This is a genomic window from Anaeromassilibacillus sp. D41t1_190614_C2, from assembly GCF_015558525.1.
GTDB lineage: Bacteria > Bacillota > Clostridia > Oscillospirales > Acutalibacteraceae > Anaeromassilibacillus > Anaeromassilibacillus stercoravium.
Map to the genome: position 1 here is coordinate 1 of NZ_JADMOD010000002.1, position 16,284 is coordinate 16,284.

The 16,284-nt window shown below is 54.0% G+C and carries 12 protein-coding genes and 1 tRNA gene; 7 read left to right on the forward strand and 6 right to left on the reverse strand.

Features of this window, described 5'->3' with window-relative positions:
- Nucleotides 1-199 precede the first annotated feature (199 nt).
- Entirely contained in the window at nt 200-1,330 is a 1,131-nt protein-coding gene (gene prfB / locus I2G69_RS03135; RefSeq protein ID WP_191362997.1) for a peptide chain release factor 2, read from the forward strand.
- Nucleotides 1,331-1,505: 175 nt separating this feature from the next.
- On the opposite strand, the gene I2G69_RS03140 is transcribed toward prfB, so the two are convergent.
- Entirely contained in the window at nt 1,506-2,504 is a 999-nt protein-coding gene (locus I2G69_RS03140) for an ATP-binding protein (RefSeq protein WP_087234724.1), read from the reverse strand.
- Between the two features lie 5 nt (nt 2,505-2,509).
- Nucleotides 2,510-3,535 carry a DnaD domain protein gene (locus I2G69_RS03145; RefSeq protein ID WP_195560195.1) on the reverse strand — a complete coding sequence of 342 codons (1,026 nt, stop codon included), beginning with the start codon at nt 3,533-3,535 and terminating at the stop codon, nt 2,510-2,512.
- A gap of 219 nt (nt 3,536-3,754) precedes the next feature.
- Between I2G69_RS03145 and I2G69_RS03150 the strand changes: the two genes are divergently transcribed.
- The 3 genes from I2G69_RS03150 to I2G69_RS03160 all read left to right on the forward strand — a co-directional run bounded on the left by I2G69_RS03150 (nt 3,755) and on the right by I2G69_RS03160 (nt 6,847).
- Nucleotides 3,755-3,830: transfer RNA gene (locus tag I2G69_RS03150), tRNA-Gly, on the forward strand.
- Between the two features lie 234 nt (nt 3,831-4,064).
- Nucleotides 4,065-5,885, forward strand: a complete 1,821-nt coding sequence (gene typA / locus I2G69_RS03155; RefSeq protein WP_087234726.1) for a translational GTPase TypA — start codon at nt 4,065-4,067, stop codon at nt 5,883-5,885.
- Between the two features lie 38 nt (nt 5,886-5,923).
- The gene (locus I2G69_RS03160; RefSeq protein ID WP_087234727.1) at nt 5,924-6,847 is read left to right on the forward strand and encodes a 3'-5' exonuclease; all 924 of its coding nucleotides are present in this window, start codon (nt 5,924-5,926) and stop codon (nt 6,845-6,847) included.
- 192 nt (nt 6,848-7,039) lie between these two features.
- Here I2G69_RS03160 and I2G69_RS03165 read toward each other — a convergent pair whose 3' ends face one another.
- The 4 genes from I2G69_RS03165 to I2G69_RS03180 form a co-directional block, all read right to left on the reverse strand.
- Nucleotides 7,040-9,388 carry an FtsX-like permease family protein gene (locus tag I2G69_RS03165; protein ID WP_195560196.1) on the reverse strand — a complete coding sequence of 783 codons (2,349 nt, stop codon included), beginning with the start codon at nt 9,386-9,388 and terminating at the stop codon, nt 7,040-7,042.
- The gene (locus I2G69_RS03170; protein ID WP_087234729.1) at nt 9,385-10,068 is read right to left on the reverse strand and encodes an ABC transporter ATP-binding protein; all 684 of its coding nucleotides are present in this window, start codon (nt 10,066-10,068) and stop codon (nt 9,385-9,387) included. Before I2G69_RS03170 ends, I2G69_RS03165 begins: the two co-directional genes overlap by 4 nt.
- A gap of 68 nt (nt 10,069-10,136) precedes the next feature.
- Entirely contained in the window at nt 10,137-11,366 is a 1,230-nt protein-coding gene (locus tag I2G69_RS03175) for a HAMP domain-containing sensor histidine kinase (RefSeq protein ID WP_191362994.1), read from the reverse strand.
- A complete protein-coding gene (locus I2G69_RS03180; protein WP_191362993.1) occupies nt 11,363-12,055 on the reverse strand; it encodes a response regulator transcription factor in 693 nt (230 codons plus the stop codon). The genes I2G69_RS03175 and I2G69_RS03180 overlap by 4 nt, the downstream gene beginning before the upstream one ends.
- A gap of 396 nt (nt 12,056-12,451) precedes the next feature.
- On the opposite strand from I2G69_RS03180, the gene I2G69_RS03185 reads away from it, so the two are divergent.
- Genes I2G69_RS03185 through I2G69_RS03195 form a run of 3 tightly spaced genes read left to right on the forward strand, consistent with a single transcriptional unit; the run spans nt 12,452 to nt 16,258 of the window.
- Nucleotides 12,452-13,318: an ABC transporter ATP-binding protein gene (locus tag I2G69_RS03185; RefSeq protein ID WP_087234733.1), complete on the forward strand. Its 867-nt coding sequence runs from the start codon at nt 12,452-12,454 to the stop codon at nt 13,316-13,318.
- Nucleotides 13,315-15,528, forward strand: a complete 2,214-nt coding sequence (locus I2G69_RS03190) for a M1 family aminopeptidase (RefSeq protein ID WP_195560197.1) — start codon at nt 13,315-13,317, stop codon at nt 15,526-15,528. Before I2G69_RS03185 ends, I2G69_RS03190 begins: the two co-directional genes overlap by 4 nt.
- Nucleotides 15,521-16,258, forward strand: a complete 738-nt coding sequence (locus I2G69_RS03195; RefSeq protein ID WP_195560198.1) for a hypothetical protein — start codon at nt 15,521-15,523, stop codon at nt 16,256-16,258. Before I2G69_RS03190 ends, I2G69_RS03195 begins: the two co-directional genes overlap by 8 nt.
- Nucleotides 16,259-16,284: the final 26 nt, after the last annotated feature.

The following is a 16,284-nucleotide window of genomic DNA, read 5'->3' on the forward strand; positions in this document are numbered from 1 at the left end:
TGCCTGGCTCTCCCCGAAAGAAAAACTTGCTGCTTTCTTTGAATCTCTCGCTGTACAAGATGTTTGACAAACCTACAGCGCTATAAAGTGGTGCAGTGCGCTGCCTCTTTACAAATTTCGGAAAATCCGATATACTAATTTAGTTAGACGGGAAACGTTTGGTTTGCCACAGATGAAATCAATGTTTAAGGATGGTAGTATGCTGCAATTTGATGAATTAAGGCTGGAACTGGAGGGGCTGCGCCCGGAAATCGACGACCTTGCTGAGGCGCTGGGCCTGGAACGTATGCGAAACGAAATTGCGGAGCTGGACACAAAGGCTTCGATGCCGGGATTCTGGGATGACGCGCAGAATTCTCAGAAGATTTTACAGAGGTCCAGCTCACTTAAGGATAAAATTGCGGCGTATGAGAAATTGACCGCCGCTTATGATGACACGATGGCGCTGATTGAGCTTGGCAATGAGGAGGGAGATGAATCCTTGCTCCCAGAAGCCAAAGACGAATTGAAAAATATTCGTGAGAGCTTGGAGACACAGCGTCTTTCCACACTGCTCAACGGAGAGTATGATAATAAAAACGCCATCCTCACTTTTCATGCAGGCGCAGGTGGCACAGAGGCCCAAGACTGGGCGGAAATGCTCTATCGCATGTACTGCCGTTGGGGAGAGCGCCACAATTTTAAGGTGAGCACGCTGGACTATCTGGACGGCGAGGAAGCTGGACTGAAGAGCGCCAGTATTCTGATTGAGGGCGAGAACGCCTATGGCTTTTTAAAGAGCGAAAGCGGCGTGCACCGTTTGGTGCGTGTTTCGCCGTTTGACGCTTCCGGCCGCCGCCATACGTCGTTTTCCTCCTTGGAGGTTATGCCCGAGATCGATGACACCATCGAGATTGAGATCGACCCGGCCGATATCAAGATGGATGTCTACCGCGCAAGCGGCGCAGGCGGCCAGAAGGTCAACAAGACCTCTTCCGCTGTGCGTTTGACGCACATCCCGACCGGTATCGTCGTCTCTTGCCAGGTGGAGCGCAGCCAGTATCAGAACCGGGACGTTGCGATGCGTATGTTGAAATCCAAGTTGTTGGAGATTAAGGAACGTGAGAACCTAGAGCGTATCGAGGATATCAAGGGGGTACAGAAGGAGATCGCCTGGGGTTCCCAGATCCGTTCGTACGTCTTCATGCCATATACGTTGGTCAAGGACCATCGGACTGGTTTTGAAACGGGCAATATCAATGCCGTGATGGACGGCGACCTCGACGGTTTTATCAACGCTTACTTAAAGGCGCAGAGCCTTGGCACACTGGGCGATTACGGCGATGCGTAATAATTTCCAGGGGAATAACCGTAGTTGACAGAGTATGAACAAGCGCAGTTCCGGCAGGGATTTCCGCCAGAACTGCGCTTGTTTTGTATATGGGTGATGTACCTTGAAACAGCCGCTCTACAAACGGTACTGCCGTGGCCTATGGAAAAATAATGGCCCGTCCTTGGAAGAAGGGTCAGCGGTTGCTTTGGTCTGCGGCGCGCATCCGCTTTTGTAGGCGAACATCCCGCCCGCAGAACGATAGACGCACATAGCCGCCCAAGATGCGCGAGGCAAAGCGCTCCGTGTAGCGCTCTTCGATTTCTTTCATGGTCAGGTTCGTGCTGATAATCGTGGGCCTTTGCGCCATCTGGCGTGTGTTGACGATGTTGTAGATCTCTGCAACAGAAAATGCTGTGCGGAATTCGGTCCCGAGGTCATCCAAGATCAAGAGGTCGCAGTCGAGTAGCAACGAACTGGTGTCATTCTCCTCTTCACGCCCGAAGTGCTCCCGTTCCAATTTTGCGACGATGTTGTTCACAGAGCTATATACCACACCAAACCCCTTGGCAATCGCTGTATTTGCAATTGCAAGCGAGAGGTGAGTCTTTCCTAAACCTGTTCCGCCCATCAGGATCAGATTGGAACTATGTAGCGAAAAGTTTTGCGCGTATGTCATGCAGACATCCAGGACGCGCGTCATCGTCCCGCGTTCCGACCGTCCAGATGCCTCCGGCTGTTCGGAGTAGTAATCGAGTGAGAACGTCTCGAACGTAGAGAGGGAGAGGGGGGTGAGTGCATTTAAACTTTTATACGCCTCTGCGCGCAGGCGCTTTTTTAGACAGCTGCACATATGGCCGTCCACATATCCAGTATCCGAACAGTAGGAGCAAGCATAATGGGGTTCTAGAAAGTCTTTGGGAAGGCCTGCCTGCTCCAAAAGGCCGTCCAACTCTTTTTGGAGGGCTTGGTTGCGTTCTTTGAGACGGCTCAAATGTTCCTTGGCGTTTGCACCGCCCAACACGGCCCGCGCTGCGGTGATGGCTGTGGAGGCAAGTTCTCTCTCAATTTGCCCTGCGCGCGGAAAGGCGCTGTACAGCTCTGTGCGGTGTGCCTCCGCTTCCTGTTCTGCGCGTGCTTTTTGTTCCGATAACGCTGTAGCTGCGGCCAGATAGACCTCTTTGCTGTATCCCACTTCTGTCACTCCCCATTAAAATGATCGAAGGCGCCGGAGCGCTCGAACTCGTCAATGTCATAGGTGCTTTTTGCAGCAGATTCCTGCTTACGGGCTGCGGCCTTGCGCAGTTTCTCCTCTTGTGCCTGCTGGAGCGTCGTAATGCCCTGTTCGTGCCAGCGGGAGAGGATGCCATTCATGTAGCTCAGGCTCAGTTGACCTTTTGTATCTACGCAGCGCTCATATGCTTCGCGCAGTAGCGCGGGGGAAAAGCCCCAGTCGTTGACCCATGCAGCGGCAAGGGTTTCTTCTTTGGCAGTGGGGGAGCGGTGCGCAATGCCCAAGGTTTGTTCCACCACGCGCCACGCCTTGGCATTTTCCGCAATTTTGCGCAGCTTCTCTTCCGCTTTTTGATGGGTAAAAATTTCCTCCTCCGCCCAATCCATACCGACCTTTTCGATATACCGGGTGCTTGTTTTGCCTGCATTGGCCGCATATTGCAATAGCATCAAGATGACATCCACTGGGAGGCCGAAGTCGTCGTGCAACATTAAAAGTGTTGCAGAACAGCCGTTGCTCAGCAGCCGTCCCAGGATGCGTTGGGCGTCCTGCATCAGATAAGCGATTTCTTCCGATTCCGCCATCCGTTTGGCAACGAATGCATTGTCCGGTTTTTGCGGGCGGGTGAGAATCGATGCGGGCCTGGCCTTGGCAGGAGGTTCTAGCACAGGAGCAGCAACGGCCGGCACAGCGGGGGAAGGGGAATCTGCGGGAATCGCCTGCGTCCCGTCCGCTGTAGGTTTGATCTCCACGCCGTTAATTGTCAGCAGATTGGCGTCTTGCTGCCAGAAGAGCAGCGCTTCCTCGACGGCATCTTCTGAAAGGCCAAGCGCCTGTGCGGGTTCTTTCGGTTCAAAGCCGTGGTCCGCATGGCGCAGGACCCAGAGCAGCACCTTTAGCTGGTTTGGGCTGGCAATCTTTAGATATTGATCCACAACGGCGCACGGCACAGCAAAGATTGTGTTCCAAGCGCCCAGGTTGAGTAAGTACAAATGGCTCCCTCCAGTTGTTCGATTCGAAATGACATGATGCCAAAAAAGTACAACACATGATAATATATGATATTGTATTATAGCATGTCCAGCTCAAAATGGGAAACCCTATTAGGAGGATGCTCAAATCCATTTAAAAAAATTTGGAAAAATGTGTTGACAAACTGGAAAGGCTGTCGTATAATAATCCACGCACCAAGCAAAACGGATGCAAGATATGCGAACGTAGCTCATCTGGTAGAGCGCCACCTTGCCAAGGTGGAGGTAGCGAGTTCGAGCCTCGTCGTTCGCTCCATATTAGGCTCCTCACAATGTGAGGAGCCGTTTTTTTGTTTTTCGAAAGCCTTGCGCAAGCGATGGCTTTCGAAAAGCTACGCAATATAGTTTTTAGCAGAAGGCACGTCCGTGCAAAACGAAGAAAAACTGCGCACGTCCCCATAGAAAATTTTATGACAAAATCCATACCACTGTTGCGCGGAGTATGTTATAATAATAAACGTTTGTGAATTTTAAAGAAGAGGGATCATATATGGATGTAAGAAACGACCTGAGAAATATCGCCATCATTGCCCACGTCGACCATGGGAAGACTACCTTGGTGGATCAGCTCCTGAAGCAGAGCGGCATTTTTCGCGCGAACCAGGAGGTTGCGGAGCGTGTGATGGACTCCAATGATCTGGAGAGGGAACGCGGCATCACCATCCTCTCCAAAAATACGGCGGTCATCTATCAGGATACAAAGATCAACATTGTCGATACGCCTGGTCACGCCGATTTTGGAGGCGAGGTGGAGCGCATCCTCATGATGGTGGACGGCGTTCTGCTGCTGGTGGACGCTTTTGAAGGCTGTATGCCTCAGACACGCTTTGTGTTGAAAAAAGCTTTGGGCCTTGGGAAAAAGCCTGTCGTTGTAGTGAATAAAATTGACCGGCCCGGTGCGCGCCCAGCTGAGGTTGTAGACGAGGTTTTAGACCTCTTTATCGAGTTGGGGGCCAACGACGACCAGCTCGAATTCCCTGTGGTGTATGCATCCGGCAGGGACGGCTATGCGACGCTGGACCCCGCAGTGCCCGGTAAGGACATGAAGCCGCTGTTTGATATGATCCTCAAAGAAGTGCCTGCGCCTACGGGTGAGCTGAACGGCCCGACACAGGTGCTCTTCTCCAATGTGGACTATGACGATTATGTGGGACGTATCGGCATCGGCCGTGTGGAGCGCGGCGAGGTGCATGACGGCGAAAATGTCGTGCTTTGCCACCGCGACGGTACCACGAAGAACGTCCGGGTTGTTAAGCTGTATCAGTTTGAAGGCCTCAAACGCGTCGAGGTGGAAAGCGCAAAGCTTGGCGACATCGTGGCAGTTTCCGGCATCACAGATCTGAACATCGGGGAGACCATTTGCTCGCCCGACTGCATCGAACCTTTGCCGTTTGTCAAGATCGACGAGCCGACCGTTTCCATGATCTTTATGGTCAACAACAGCCCCTTTGCAGGGCGCGAGGGCAAGTACGTCACCTCCCGCAACCTGCGCGACCGCCTCTTTAAAGAGGTGGAGACCAACGTCGCCATGCGCGTGGAGGAAACTGACACCACCGAGGCGTTTAAGGTGAGTGGACGCGGTGAGTTGCATCTCTCGATCCTGATTGAGCAGATGCGCCGTCAGGGATATGAGTTCCAGGTTTCCAGCCCGCAGGTCATTTATAAAGAGATTGACGGCAAACGCTGCGAGCCGATCGAACTGCTCATGATTGAGGTGCCGGACAATTACGTCGGCGTCGTCATGGAAAAACTCGGCTCCCGCAAGGCAGAAATTGTCAATATGGGCACGCGCGACACCGGCGTGACCCATCTGGAATTCAAAATTCCAGCGCGTGGTTTGATGGGGTACCGCCAGGAATTCCTCAGCGACACCAACGGAAACGGCATCATGAACAATGTGTTCGACTGCTACGAACCCTATAAGGGCGATTTACAGAGCCGCCAGCAGGGGTCTTTGATCGCGCACGAGGCGGGGGAGACCACCGGCTATGGCCTTTGGCAAGCGCAAGACCGTGGCCGTATGTTTGTCGGCCCCGGCCTGGAAGTCTATGAAGGCATGATCGTCGGCGTCAGCCCTAAGAGTGAAGATATTGTAGTGAATGTATGCAAGAAAAAGCATGTCACCAACACCCGTGCAGCTGGGTCCGACGAAGCGCTCAAGTTGGTCCCGCCAAGCATCCTCAGCTTGGAACAGTGCCTCGAATTCATCAAGGACGACGAGCTGGTCGAGGTTACACCCAAGAGCATCCGTATGCGCAAAAAGATCCTCGATAAGGAAACGCGCATGAAGATGGCAAGCCGGAAAAAATAATCCTGCGCGGAATTCCACTTGGAGGTACGGCCGATCTTATGAATTTTGTAATACTCGACCTGGAATGGAATGGAACCTATAGCCGCCGCATCAAGAGCTTCATCAACGAGATCATTGAGTTCGGCGCGGTCAAGGTGGACGAACAGCTTCATATCATCGACACTTTTGAGGCGCTGGTCCGGCCGCAGGTGGGAAAGAAGATCAGCGGCAAGATCCGCACGCTCACAAGCATTACGAATGAGGATCTCGCGGGCGGCCTACAATATATGCAGGTCATCAGCCGCTTTAAAAAATGGATGGGCGACGCGGTCCTTATGACCTGGGGCACGTCCGACATCCTTGCGCTAATCGAGAATTGCCGTTACTTCTGCGGCGATGAGCATATCCCGTTTTTACAGTATTATGTCAATTTGCAGGCGTACTGCGAGGAAATGCTCCACTATGATAAAACCCAGCAGATGGGACTTTCCACATCGGCCCAGCTTTTGGAGATCGATGAGGACGGCTTTGATCATCATCGCGCTTTAGGAGATAGCCTGCTTTCGCTGCGTTGCTTGCAAAAGCTTTATACGCCGGAGAGCCTTGCCCCCTTTGTGCAAGAGGCCGATGCAGAGTTTTACCGTCGCATCCAATTTAAGACCGTAGTGATCTGCGACTTGTCTAACCCACTGATCAAGCGCAGCGACATGCTCTTTAACTGTGATGTGTGCGGGCGGCGGGCACACCGTGTAAGTGAATGGCAGCTTAAAAACAAGAGCTATCGTGCAGAATTCATCTGCCGCCATTGCCAGCACCGTTTTTTCGGGCGCGTACAGTTTAAGCTCAAGTACGAGGGCCTGATCGTGAAAAAATATATCCTCCCATTCCGGGAAAAGCCAAAGGAGGAGCACCCCAAAGAAACGGTCCCAGCAGAGGCTCCGGAGTGTGCGGTGAACGGTTCCACAAATGGGGAATCGTGTTGAAAAATCCTAACAAGCGAAAGAACCCCCTCAAGGGATGAACGTTTTGTTCATTCTTTGAGGGGGTTGTTTGTTGTTCCAATCGGTAGGATTTTCAAGACAGGAATCTGAGGAAAGCAGATGACCAAGCAAGGTGTAGGCGCTTTAATTCTAGGGACATTGGGCAATCAGAGGGGAATGTGCATGTGAGAAATGCTACTCCGCGTGGATGGTTTCAACGATGGACATGCGGCGGATACGCTGGGAGGGACCGCGAACTGCCAGTGCGGCAGAGAATGCCACCAATAGGACAATCAAGCCCAGTGCTGCCCATGGGATATACCACGGGATTCCCCAGTTGGCCGTAACCGTGATTCGGAATAAGAACCAATTTGCTAGGAGCCCAACTGCACAACCCACTAGAATGCCAAACAGTGAATAGGTTGCAGCCTCCGCCGCTACCATTCGCATCAGTTGATGGCTGCTCATACCGATGGCCCGCATAGCGCCGTATTGCCGTACCCGCGCGGACACGCTCATGGAGATGCTGTTTACAATGTTGAAAACCGCGATCAGAGCGATTACAGAGAGAAACCCGTAAACAAACAATGCAAACGAATAGTAGGCGCCAATGGCCTCGCTGTTTGAGCGCCGGTCGTCTGAGAAGGTGGTGCCGCTGCCCACTTGGGTACGGATCGCTTCAACGTCTGCGTCGGTTGCATCTGCGTTCAACTGTAGGTCCAGGATTGTGTATCCATCCTGCCCAGTTAACGTGCGGAAGGTTCCCTCTGAACAAATGAAGATTTCCACACCAGGTTCGCTTTGGAACGGGCAATCAGACAGTACCCCTGAAACGGTGAGCGTTTGTGTGCCCGTCCCAAAGTCTGCGGTCACCGTGCTGCCGGTATGGCGCGTGGTTCCGTTGCCATAGAGCGCAAGGAGTCCATTTCCGTTCAGGGATTCATCAATGGAACCCTCTAGGAGGGAGCCGGAGGCCCATCCAAACTGGTTGATTTCGTAGGAAATCAGGTCCACAGTCCCCTCTTGGCCATCAATGGTAGCGGGAATCCCATAAGCAAACATCCGCCCATACACACGCTTGACCACCGGGTCCTCTGCAAGATGCTGTCCTAGCTCGGATGGGATGGAACAGGTTTGGTCTGCGCTGATGATTGACAGGTCTGCGGAATACGGACGCAGTGGTGTGATAGACTGATGCATAAAATCTATCGCCATATTGAACGCTAGGAATAGGATGATGCTGAACGCAAAGGAGCTGACCATCAGAAAGAAATTCTTTTTGCTGGCCGTGGCATGACGGACCCCCAGTGCAGTGTCCACACGGAATAAGCGCGTATTTGCTGCACGGCGTACCGGCGAGACGGGGGTTGCATTTCCGGAGACAGCGCACAGAGGCGAGACCTTTGCTGCACGCTTTGCAGGCGCACGTGCTGCGAGCAGGACGGTTACTAAGCCAATCACAACCCCACAGGTAAGGCCAATTCCACTGATCCCAAAAGCTGGCATCCCGGCAAAATAGGTGGGGCTGAGCTTCACAAGCAGGGAGCAGAGTACCCAAACGAGTGCCGTGCCTGCCGCAAGCCCCAGCGGAATTGCCGTTTTACACCAGTTTAGCGCCTCTAAACGGACAAAACGCGCCACCTGTTTGCGTGTTGCCCCCAGGCAACGCAACAGACCGAAGAATGAAATCCTTTGGGCGATGTTGCTGTTTAGGCTGCTGGCGATCATCAGTATGCCGGCCGTCGCCACGAGGACTGCCAGTACCGCTGCGGTCAGATACAGGCGCAGCATTAAGGGGTCATCGCTTTGGCCCATTAAGCCCAAGAGTTTTCCATAGGGAAAAACTTGTGCGTCGGTTAAATGCAGCTCTGTTTTGATCGATTCTACTACCTGTAAGATGCGGCAAAGCGGCGAAAATTGCACATAATAAACGGAATCTGCGTCCTGTGCCGTATCTCCAGAAAAATAGGAGCGGAAAGTCTGCGTGTTCATAACCAAACCGAACGCGTCCTCGTGGTCCAACATGGCGGTGTTGGTCACAAAGCCTGTGACTTGTAGATCTAGGACTCGCCCGTCCGGGGTATATAGCTGGATGAAGTCGTCCACCTGTACCTCCAAGCGCGCGCGGGCGTTCTCTGTTAGCAGTACACCGCTGCCTTCGGCATCGAAGGAACCCTCCTCCACCTGGACAGCGGGGAACATTCCCATCCAAGCGGGGTCAGCGCCGCAGATGGCTGTTTCGATCCCGGAAAGGGTGTACCCCTCGTCGCAATCATAATTCACAACGCCATACCAGGAAGATGTTTTCACCTCTGGCCAGGCGGCAATGCGCGCGGCTTGTTCTTCTGTGATGTCCCGGAAAGCAATGTGCCAATTGCCGCCATCCATAATCGCCTGTTGCCGTTGAGAGCGCAGTTCCATATCTGCCATCCCAAAGATTGCTGTTACAAGGAATACAGCTAAAAAGATACACAGCCGCGTCATAAGGCTTTGCCTCCGGTGCCGTTTGGCGGAGATCGGGATGAGGTCCAGATAGCGTTTCATTCCTGCATCCCTCCCCAATCGCGCAACTCGCCGTCCGAAACCTGCAACACGCGGTCCACCGCATCCGTCAAGTGTACATTGTGAGTGATCATCAGAACGGTCTGCCGGTAGTGCCGTGAGGCGCGGTGTAAGAGTTCAACAACATCTTGGCTGTTTTTCGAATCCAGGTTGCCTGTGGGTTCGTCCGCCAGGACCAACATCGGTTTGGCGATCAGCGCTCTCCCGATTGCCACGCGCTGTTGCTGCCCGCCTGAAAGCTGGCTCGGCAGATGATGACGGCGCTCCATCAATCCCAGTATCCATAAAAGCTCCTCCACACGTGCCTCATCTGGTTTGCGTCCATCCAGCAGGAGGGGGAAGACGATATTCTGCTCCACTGTTAATTCCTCCACCAGCTGGAAGGATTGAAAAATAAACCCGATGTTTTGCCGCCGGAAGATCGTGCGCTGGTTTTCTCGCAGTGCAAACAGATCCCGGCCATCCAGGTAGACGTGTCCGGAGGAAGGTTGCTCCAACCCGCCGATACAGTGTAACAGCGTGCTTTTGCCGGAGCCGGATTCCCCGACCACTGCTGCAAATTCACCTTTTTCCATGGAGAACGAGACGTTTTTCAACGCCTCCACTCTTGTTTCTCCTTTGCCGTATACTTTGCAAAGGTTCTCTACACGCAATACTTCCATATAGGATACCTCCTTATCAGATCGCTTCCATCATACGGTCTGCACCTTACGTTCCGGTGAATGGTATCTTACGTTTTGGTAAGGAAGGAGAGCGTGAAGATTGTTCCGCGTCCGGGTGTGCTCTGAACCGTCAGAACGCCGTCCTGTCCCTCTACAATGGACTTGGCTAACGGCAGGCCCAGCCCCACTCCTTGCTTTGTCTGGGAAGATTTGCCGCGGTAAAAACGCTTAAAAATGTGCGGGAGCTCTTCCGGTGGGATGCCAGACCCATTGTCCTCCACAGACAGGCGGAGCGTCAAGGGCGAACGCTGCCATGATAGACAAACCTCGCCGCCCATCTCTGTATGGTCCAGCGCGTTTTTTACCAGATTGCCGACCGCTTCGCTCGTCCAGGCTAAGTCGCAGAAGATCCGTTCCTCCGGCGGGCCGTCGAAGCGGATGTGTTTCCCCTCCCGCTGCGCACGTGTTGTGAGTTCTTCTGTTGATCGGAGCACCAGCTCCTGCATCGTGTAAATCCCCCTTTCGAAGGGGACGCTGCCCGCGTCCAAGCGCATTACCTTTAATAGAGTGCCGATCAGCCCTTCCATTCGGGAGAGGGCTTGCGCTGCCTTTTGAGAAAATTCCTGAACGGTAGTACGGTTTTCCGGCTCTTCCAGGATGATTTCATTGTACATTGCCAGTGCTGCCAGAGGCGTTTTAAGTTGGTGGGAGATGTCCGAGAGCGCGTCCTTGAGAAATTCCTTGGCCTTGCGCTCTGCCTCGCTTTTGGATTGCAGTGCCACGGCCAGTTCGTCCACTGCGGCGAGCAGATGGGAGAACGATCCGGTTCGGCCGCGCGGCAGGCGGCGAGTGAAATCGCCTCCGGAGAATCGTTCCACGGCCTCGCCCGCCCGCCGGTAGAGGCGGTCCAACCGCGTCAGAAAGAAGAGAGAGCCACCCATCAGAAACAGAGCCAGCAAAAGAACCCCTCCCACAGCGGTCCCCATGGATACGGCAGCCGCCTGCCGGACTTGGGGCAAAAAAAGGGCGGAGGTCCGTTCCGTCCAGCCGCTCTGCCGCAGCAAAGCGGCGCCCCGTTCGGTTTCCTTTGCTTGTTTGAGCGCGCGGAGAATCGTCTCCGGAGGGATGTCTTCCTCTAGGAGGGATGAGACAAATGCGCGGTCATGCGCAAGCAGCAGATTTTTTTCGGCCTGTATGCAGTTCGTCCCATACAGTATTCCGAATCCGGTTAGCAACGCTAAAAATAGGAGTAAGAATGCGAAATACCGGCGCAAAACAGATTCTTGTAAAAAGTTCATTCGCCCGCCTCCTTCCACTGGTATCCAAAGCCGCGGATAGTCAACAAGTGCTCTGGATGGGAGGGGTCCTGCTCGACCTTTCCGCGCAGCCGCCGCATATACACCGAGAGGGTATTGTCGTCCACGAAGTTTCCGTTTCCGTCCCAGAGCATATCCAGTAGAGCGCCGCGGGTGACAATACGGTTGGCGTTGCGCACCAGGACGCAAAGTAGCCGGTATTCCATTCCAGTCAGTTCCAGGGGATGGCCATCCAGCGTTGCCTTGCTGCCCAATAGGTCGATCCGGAGGGGGCCGCTGCATAGGGCTTCTTCCTGTCGCGGCATTCCTGCGCGTCGCAATAGGGCACGAATACGCGAACATAATTCTCCAAGTTTGAATGGTTTTGTCAAGTAGTCGTCCCCACCGCAGTCCAAGCCGCGGATGACGCTGGTTTCCTCATCGGCTGCGGTCAAAAATAGGATTGGCACGGCGCTGCCCGTCCGGCGCACCTGTTCGCACACAGAGAAGCCTGTTCCGTCCGGTAGGGTCACGTCCAACAGAAGAAGGTCATATGGTGGACGTTCCGCCAGGAGAAGCCGCGCTTGTGCCACTGATCTGGCGACTTCCACTTCGTACCCATTTTTTGTCAATACATATTGTAGCCCATCGATCAGGCTGTCATCGTCTTCCAAAAGAAACAATCGATTCACAGCGAGCCCTCCCGTTTTGTAATCCCCTCCGATTGTACCACACTTTTCCCGTCTTGGGCGGCCAGCTTACAAAAGTGTAAGAATGGAGGATTCTTTTCCTAATGTCGTACAGGGCTATATGGAGTTCCAACATGGATTGGAACAATATCCCCTGTTTGAATTGCTGTATTCCCAAAACTTTTGAAAAGTATGCTATAGAAGATATCTATTAAAAGATAAGAGGCCTCATAGAAAATGTTGTAAAAAATAGCGGGACTTCCTGCAAAATGGGGCTAGGGGCATATCATCTCAAAATGGGTCTGTTTCTCCATAAAAACTACAAAAAAACTGCACAGCGGCTCCAAATGGATTCCGTATGATAGAGGCATCCCAATTTTGGAAAGGATGGAACCATTCATGCGGATTGCTATTGAACAACTAAACATGACATATCCTACAGGGAAACAAGCCCTCCGGGATGTGGATCTTACGCTGGAAAGCCCCAATCTGATCGGCCTGCTGGGGCCAAACGGCGCGGGAAAGTCCACGCTGATGAAGCTCCTGGTGGCTGGACTGCTGCCGTCCAGCGGCACCATTTCCGTGGACGGGACACCCCTGCAAGCCTGCGAAAAGGCGCTGAAGGCGCGTCTGGGCTACCTCCCTCAATCCTTTGGGCTGTACGAAGAACTGACGGTTTGGCAGTTTCTCGATTATATGGCGGCATTGAAGGGAATCCGGGACAGCCGCGCTGCCATCGATAGGGCCATGGAAGCGGCAAACCTTGTGGAAAAGCGCAAGGCGCGCATCCGGACGCTCTCCGGAGGACAACGCCAGCGGGTTGGAATCGCGCAAGCCCTTTTGGGAGAGCCGGAATTCCTGATCCTGGACGAGCCCACGGTGGGACTGGACCCGGAAGAGCGCATTCACTTTCGCAATTTTTTCTCCCGGACAGCGCAGGACAAAATCGTCCTCTTATCCACCCATATCATCGAGGATGTCCAATCGGTGTGCAACCAGCTGATCGTCATTGACCGCGGGAGGATTCTTTTCACCGGGACGCCGGAAGCGCTCATTGCTTCAGCGCAAGGACACGTGGGGGTATTTTTGGAGAGTGAGGAGAGCCGGGCGGACAGCCATTTACAGATCACCTCGCGTGTCAATACAGCCAGAGGGGTGGCTTGCCGGGGCGTAGCGGCGGAATTGCCGCCTTTTGCCGAGCCGGTTGAGCCCTCCCTGGAGGACGCATATCTGTATTGGATTACCGGGGAGGGGGAGCTGCAATGAAAGCTTGGTCCCTCTTCCGGGTGGAAATTGGGCGGCTGTTCCGAAACCGGTTGACCTGGTTGGCAATTGCGGTCACGGGATTGTCCCCGGCGGCTGGCCTTTGGCTTTATAGGCCGTTGGCCTCCTCTTCTGAAGCTGCATACTCCGTCTCCCTGACAGGGGCATACCTGGGGAATCCAGCGTTGGCCGGTGGGATCGGTAGCGCTGTCATATTCGCCCTGTTAACCGCGCTGGAATGCAGCCGCAGCCACCGCTCCCGCGTCGATCTTCTAACCGATGCGATGCTTTCGCCGCTTTGCATGGGATTTTGCCGGATCGGTGCGCTGTCTCTCGCCGCGCTGACGGCCCAGGCGGTGACACTGGTTGCTTGGCTGCCGTTCACGATGCTACAGACCGGATCGGTCTTCCGGGGATGGCTTTATGTGGCGGTATACCTCTCCTTCATGCTGCCTTCTACTCTCTTTGCGATCCTCTTTACGGCGTCGGCGTACCAGATTTCCCGGCGGCTGGATCTCACATTGGTGCTGTTTGCCGCGTTCGCTCTGCTCAGTATGACCGCTTGGAGCGAAAGCTGGCTGCTCCGCTGGATCAACCCGCCGGTCTATTCAATGTCCGATGATTTCGGGAACACCCGGCTTTTACAGTCCGTACTGTACAACCGGCTGTTCTGGCTGCTGCTTCTGTGCGGGCTCTGCGCTGTTTCCTTCCTCTGCGTCCGGCGGTATGGAAAAGGACTTTTTGGATCGGCTGCAAGGAACGTCCGCAAGGTGTATCTACCATTGTTGGTTGTGGTATGTCTGCTTTCCGGCTATGTCGTCTATACCTATCAGCCGTTCTTGGACCATAGCAAGGCGGAGATCGACATGGATGCCTACTACAATATCGCCTATAACGAGTATGTGTTTTTTGACGCGATCCATGTGGAGGCAAGGCCCAATCTCTCCACAGGCCGCTTTTACGGCACGGCGCTCTATTCCCTGCATAACACCAGCGGGAAACCGCAGACGATTTCCTTATATGTGAACCCGGGTTACAGGGTTTCATCGGTCACAGCGAACCAGACTTCGGTGGCCTTCCGGGATTGCAACGACGACGATCAAAACACCAAGACGGTGGAGGTCGATTTGCCCGCGGAGGAGGAGATCGAGTTGGAGGTTGCCTACGGTGGGTTCCCGCAGGAGTGGAACCTTCAGGAACTCAGCCAGGGGAGCTTGGAGATCAGCCGCGACTACCTCTACCTGGCAAACCAGAATTTTGCTCCTTTACCAAAGGATTTCGTCTGGGAGACCCAGGAGCCGCCGCCCTACACAGCGGAGATCGACCTGCCAAAGGGCATGACCCCGGTGCTCTTTGCCGAGGGAACGGTCGAACAGGCCGGCGAAAATCCGGACGGCACCGTCCACTGGAAGCTGACTGACAGCGGGCAAAGCATCATCCTCTATGCCGGGGACTACATATCGCACCACATTGACGCCGCGGGAATCGACGTTGCGTTTTATTACAGCGCGAAACACGAGCGCGTGATGCGGGAATGCAATGTAGACAGCGTTTTGAAACGAGTGTTTGACTATTGCACGGAACACTACGGCCCGCTCTCATTTTATGGGGATGGCACCATGAAATTGATCGAGATCTGCAATGTCGGCGGCGGCTATGCCGCGGCTGGTGCAAGTGTGATGGGGGAGGAAAGCTTCAACGAACAGGGGTTGAAGGATCCTCTCAAAGGCGCTGGGGGAAGTGAAGTGTTGGCCCACGAGATTGTCCACCAGTGGTGGGGGCTTGGAAACATGTTTGCCCCGGAATCTTATACAGATGTCTGGTCTGCAGAAGGGTTGACCGTCTACACCACTTACCGGATGATGAAGGAGCAATACGGCGAGGCCTATGCGAAACAGAACTATGTGGATGTTTGGCAAAAACAGGTGGACGATTATTATCAAAATTTTTATGTCCGCCATCCAGAGTATCTGGAGCGGTTGCCGGAACAGTACCGTGCAGATATTGTGAACAGCCTTTCGAGTGTGCGGCGCTACTGCGAGATGCCGCTGAAGATCCTGAAGGCAGAGCAGCTCGTTGGAGGAGAGGAAGAGATGGATGCGATCCTCGCCAAACTTTTCACCCGTGAGCTTGATCCCACATACCCGTATCTCACATATCAAGATTTTCTGAGCGCTTGCGCTCTGACAGAGGAGGATTTGGACCTTGCGTAAGATCTTTCGGTATGAACTGCGGCGGGCCGTATGCAACAAGTTTTTTCTGGGCCTGCTGGTGGTCTGTCTCTTTTTTGGCTGGCAGACGCTGAACGGGGAAGTCATCCAAGGCGTAGCGCATACGGCGCCGTTTTCCTCATGGAGTTTTGGATATTACCTGGCGCAGGAGCTGCCTCTTTTATCCGTGGCACTGCTCTTCTTCTTGTGGAATATATTCTCCAAGGAGGCCCGCCGGGTGAGCGCTTTGACGGCGGCGACCCCTGTGGATGCGGGAAGCTATCTTTTGGTGAAATGCGGGGCTGCTGTAACGGCCTGGCTGCTGTTGGCTTTCGGTGTGTATACGCTTGGAACCATATTTTTGCTTGTGCTTTTCGGCCCAGCCGTTTCCTTAAACGATTTGCTCCTTCCCGCTTTGATCTCCCTGCTGCCGGCGCTGGCTCTGGTATTTGGGATCGGCATGATGGCGGGACGACTCCATCCGGCGCTGCTTCTTGTGCTGGCGCCTGTGGCACTGGCGGCCAACTTACTGCCATTGCCGTTGGAGTGGGATCTCTTTGGAGCAACCTTTTTCTCCAAATATCCGCTGACATTGGAGCAATTGGATCCCGCGTTTGCCTTACCGGCCGCCGGATGGATTGCAAAAGCCGTCTACCTGGCCGTCGGAGTAGGGTTCGCTGCGCTGGCCGTCCATCTGGAACGGAAAACGGTTCTGAAGGGGTTGCAGAGTTAACGATCCCGCACGGTGGCAAAAGACAA

Bases quoted from the DNA above. Each gene is read 5' to 3' on its own strand.
- prfB (WP_191362997.1), top strand. From the start codon at position 200: ATGCTGCAATTTGATGAATTAAGGCTGGAACTGGAGGGGCTGCGCCCG.
- typA (WP_087234726.1), top strand. From the start codon at position 4,065: ATGGATGTAAGAAACGACCTGAGAAATATCGCCATCATTGCCCACGTC.
- I2G69_RS03160 (WP_087234727.1), top strand. From the start codon at position 5,924: ATGAATTTTGTAATACTCGACCTGGAATGGAATGGAACCTATAGCCGC.
- I2G69_RS03165 (WP_195560196.1), bottom strand. From the start codon at position 9,388: ATGAAACGCTATCTGGACCTCATCCCGATCTCCGCCAAACGGCACCGG.
- I2G69_RS03170 (WP_087234729.1), bottom strand. From the start codon at position 10,068: ATGGAAGTATTGCGTGTAGAGAACCTTTGCAAAGTATACGGCAAAGGA.
- I2G69_RS03175 (WP_191362994.1), bottom strand. From the start codon at position 11,366: ATGAACTTTTTACAAGAATCTGTTTTGCGCCGGTATTTCGCATTCTTA.
- I2G69_RS03185 (WP_087234733.1), top strand. From the start codon at position 12,452: ATGCGGATTGCTATTGAACAACTAAACATGACATATCCTACAGGGAAA.
- I2G69_RS03190 (WP_195560197.1), top strand. From the start codon at position 13,315: ATGAAAGCTTGGTCCCTCTTCCGGGTGGAAATTGGGCGGCTGTTCCGA.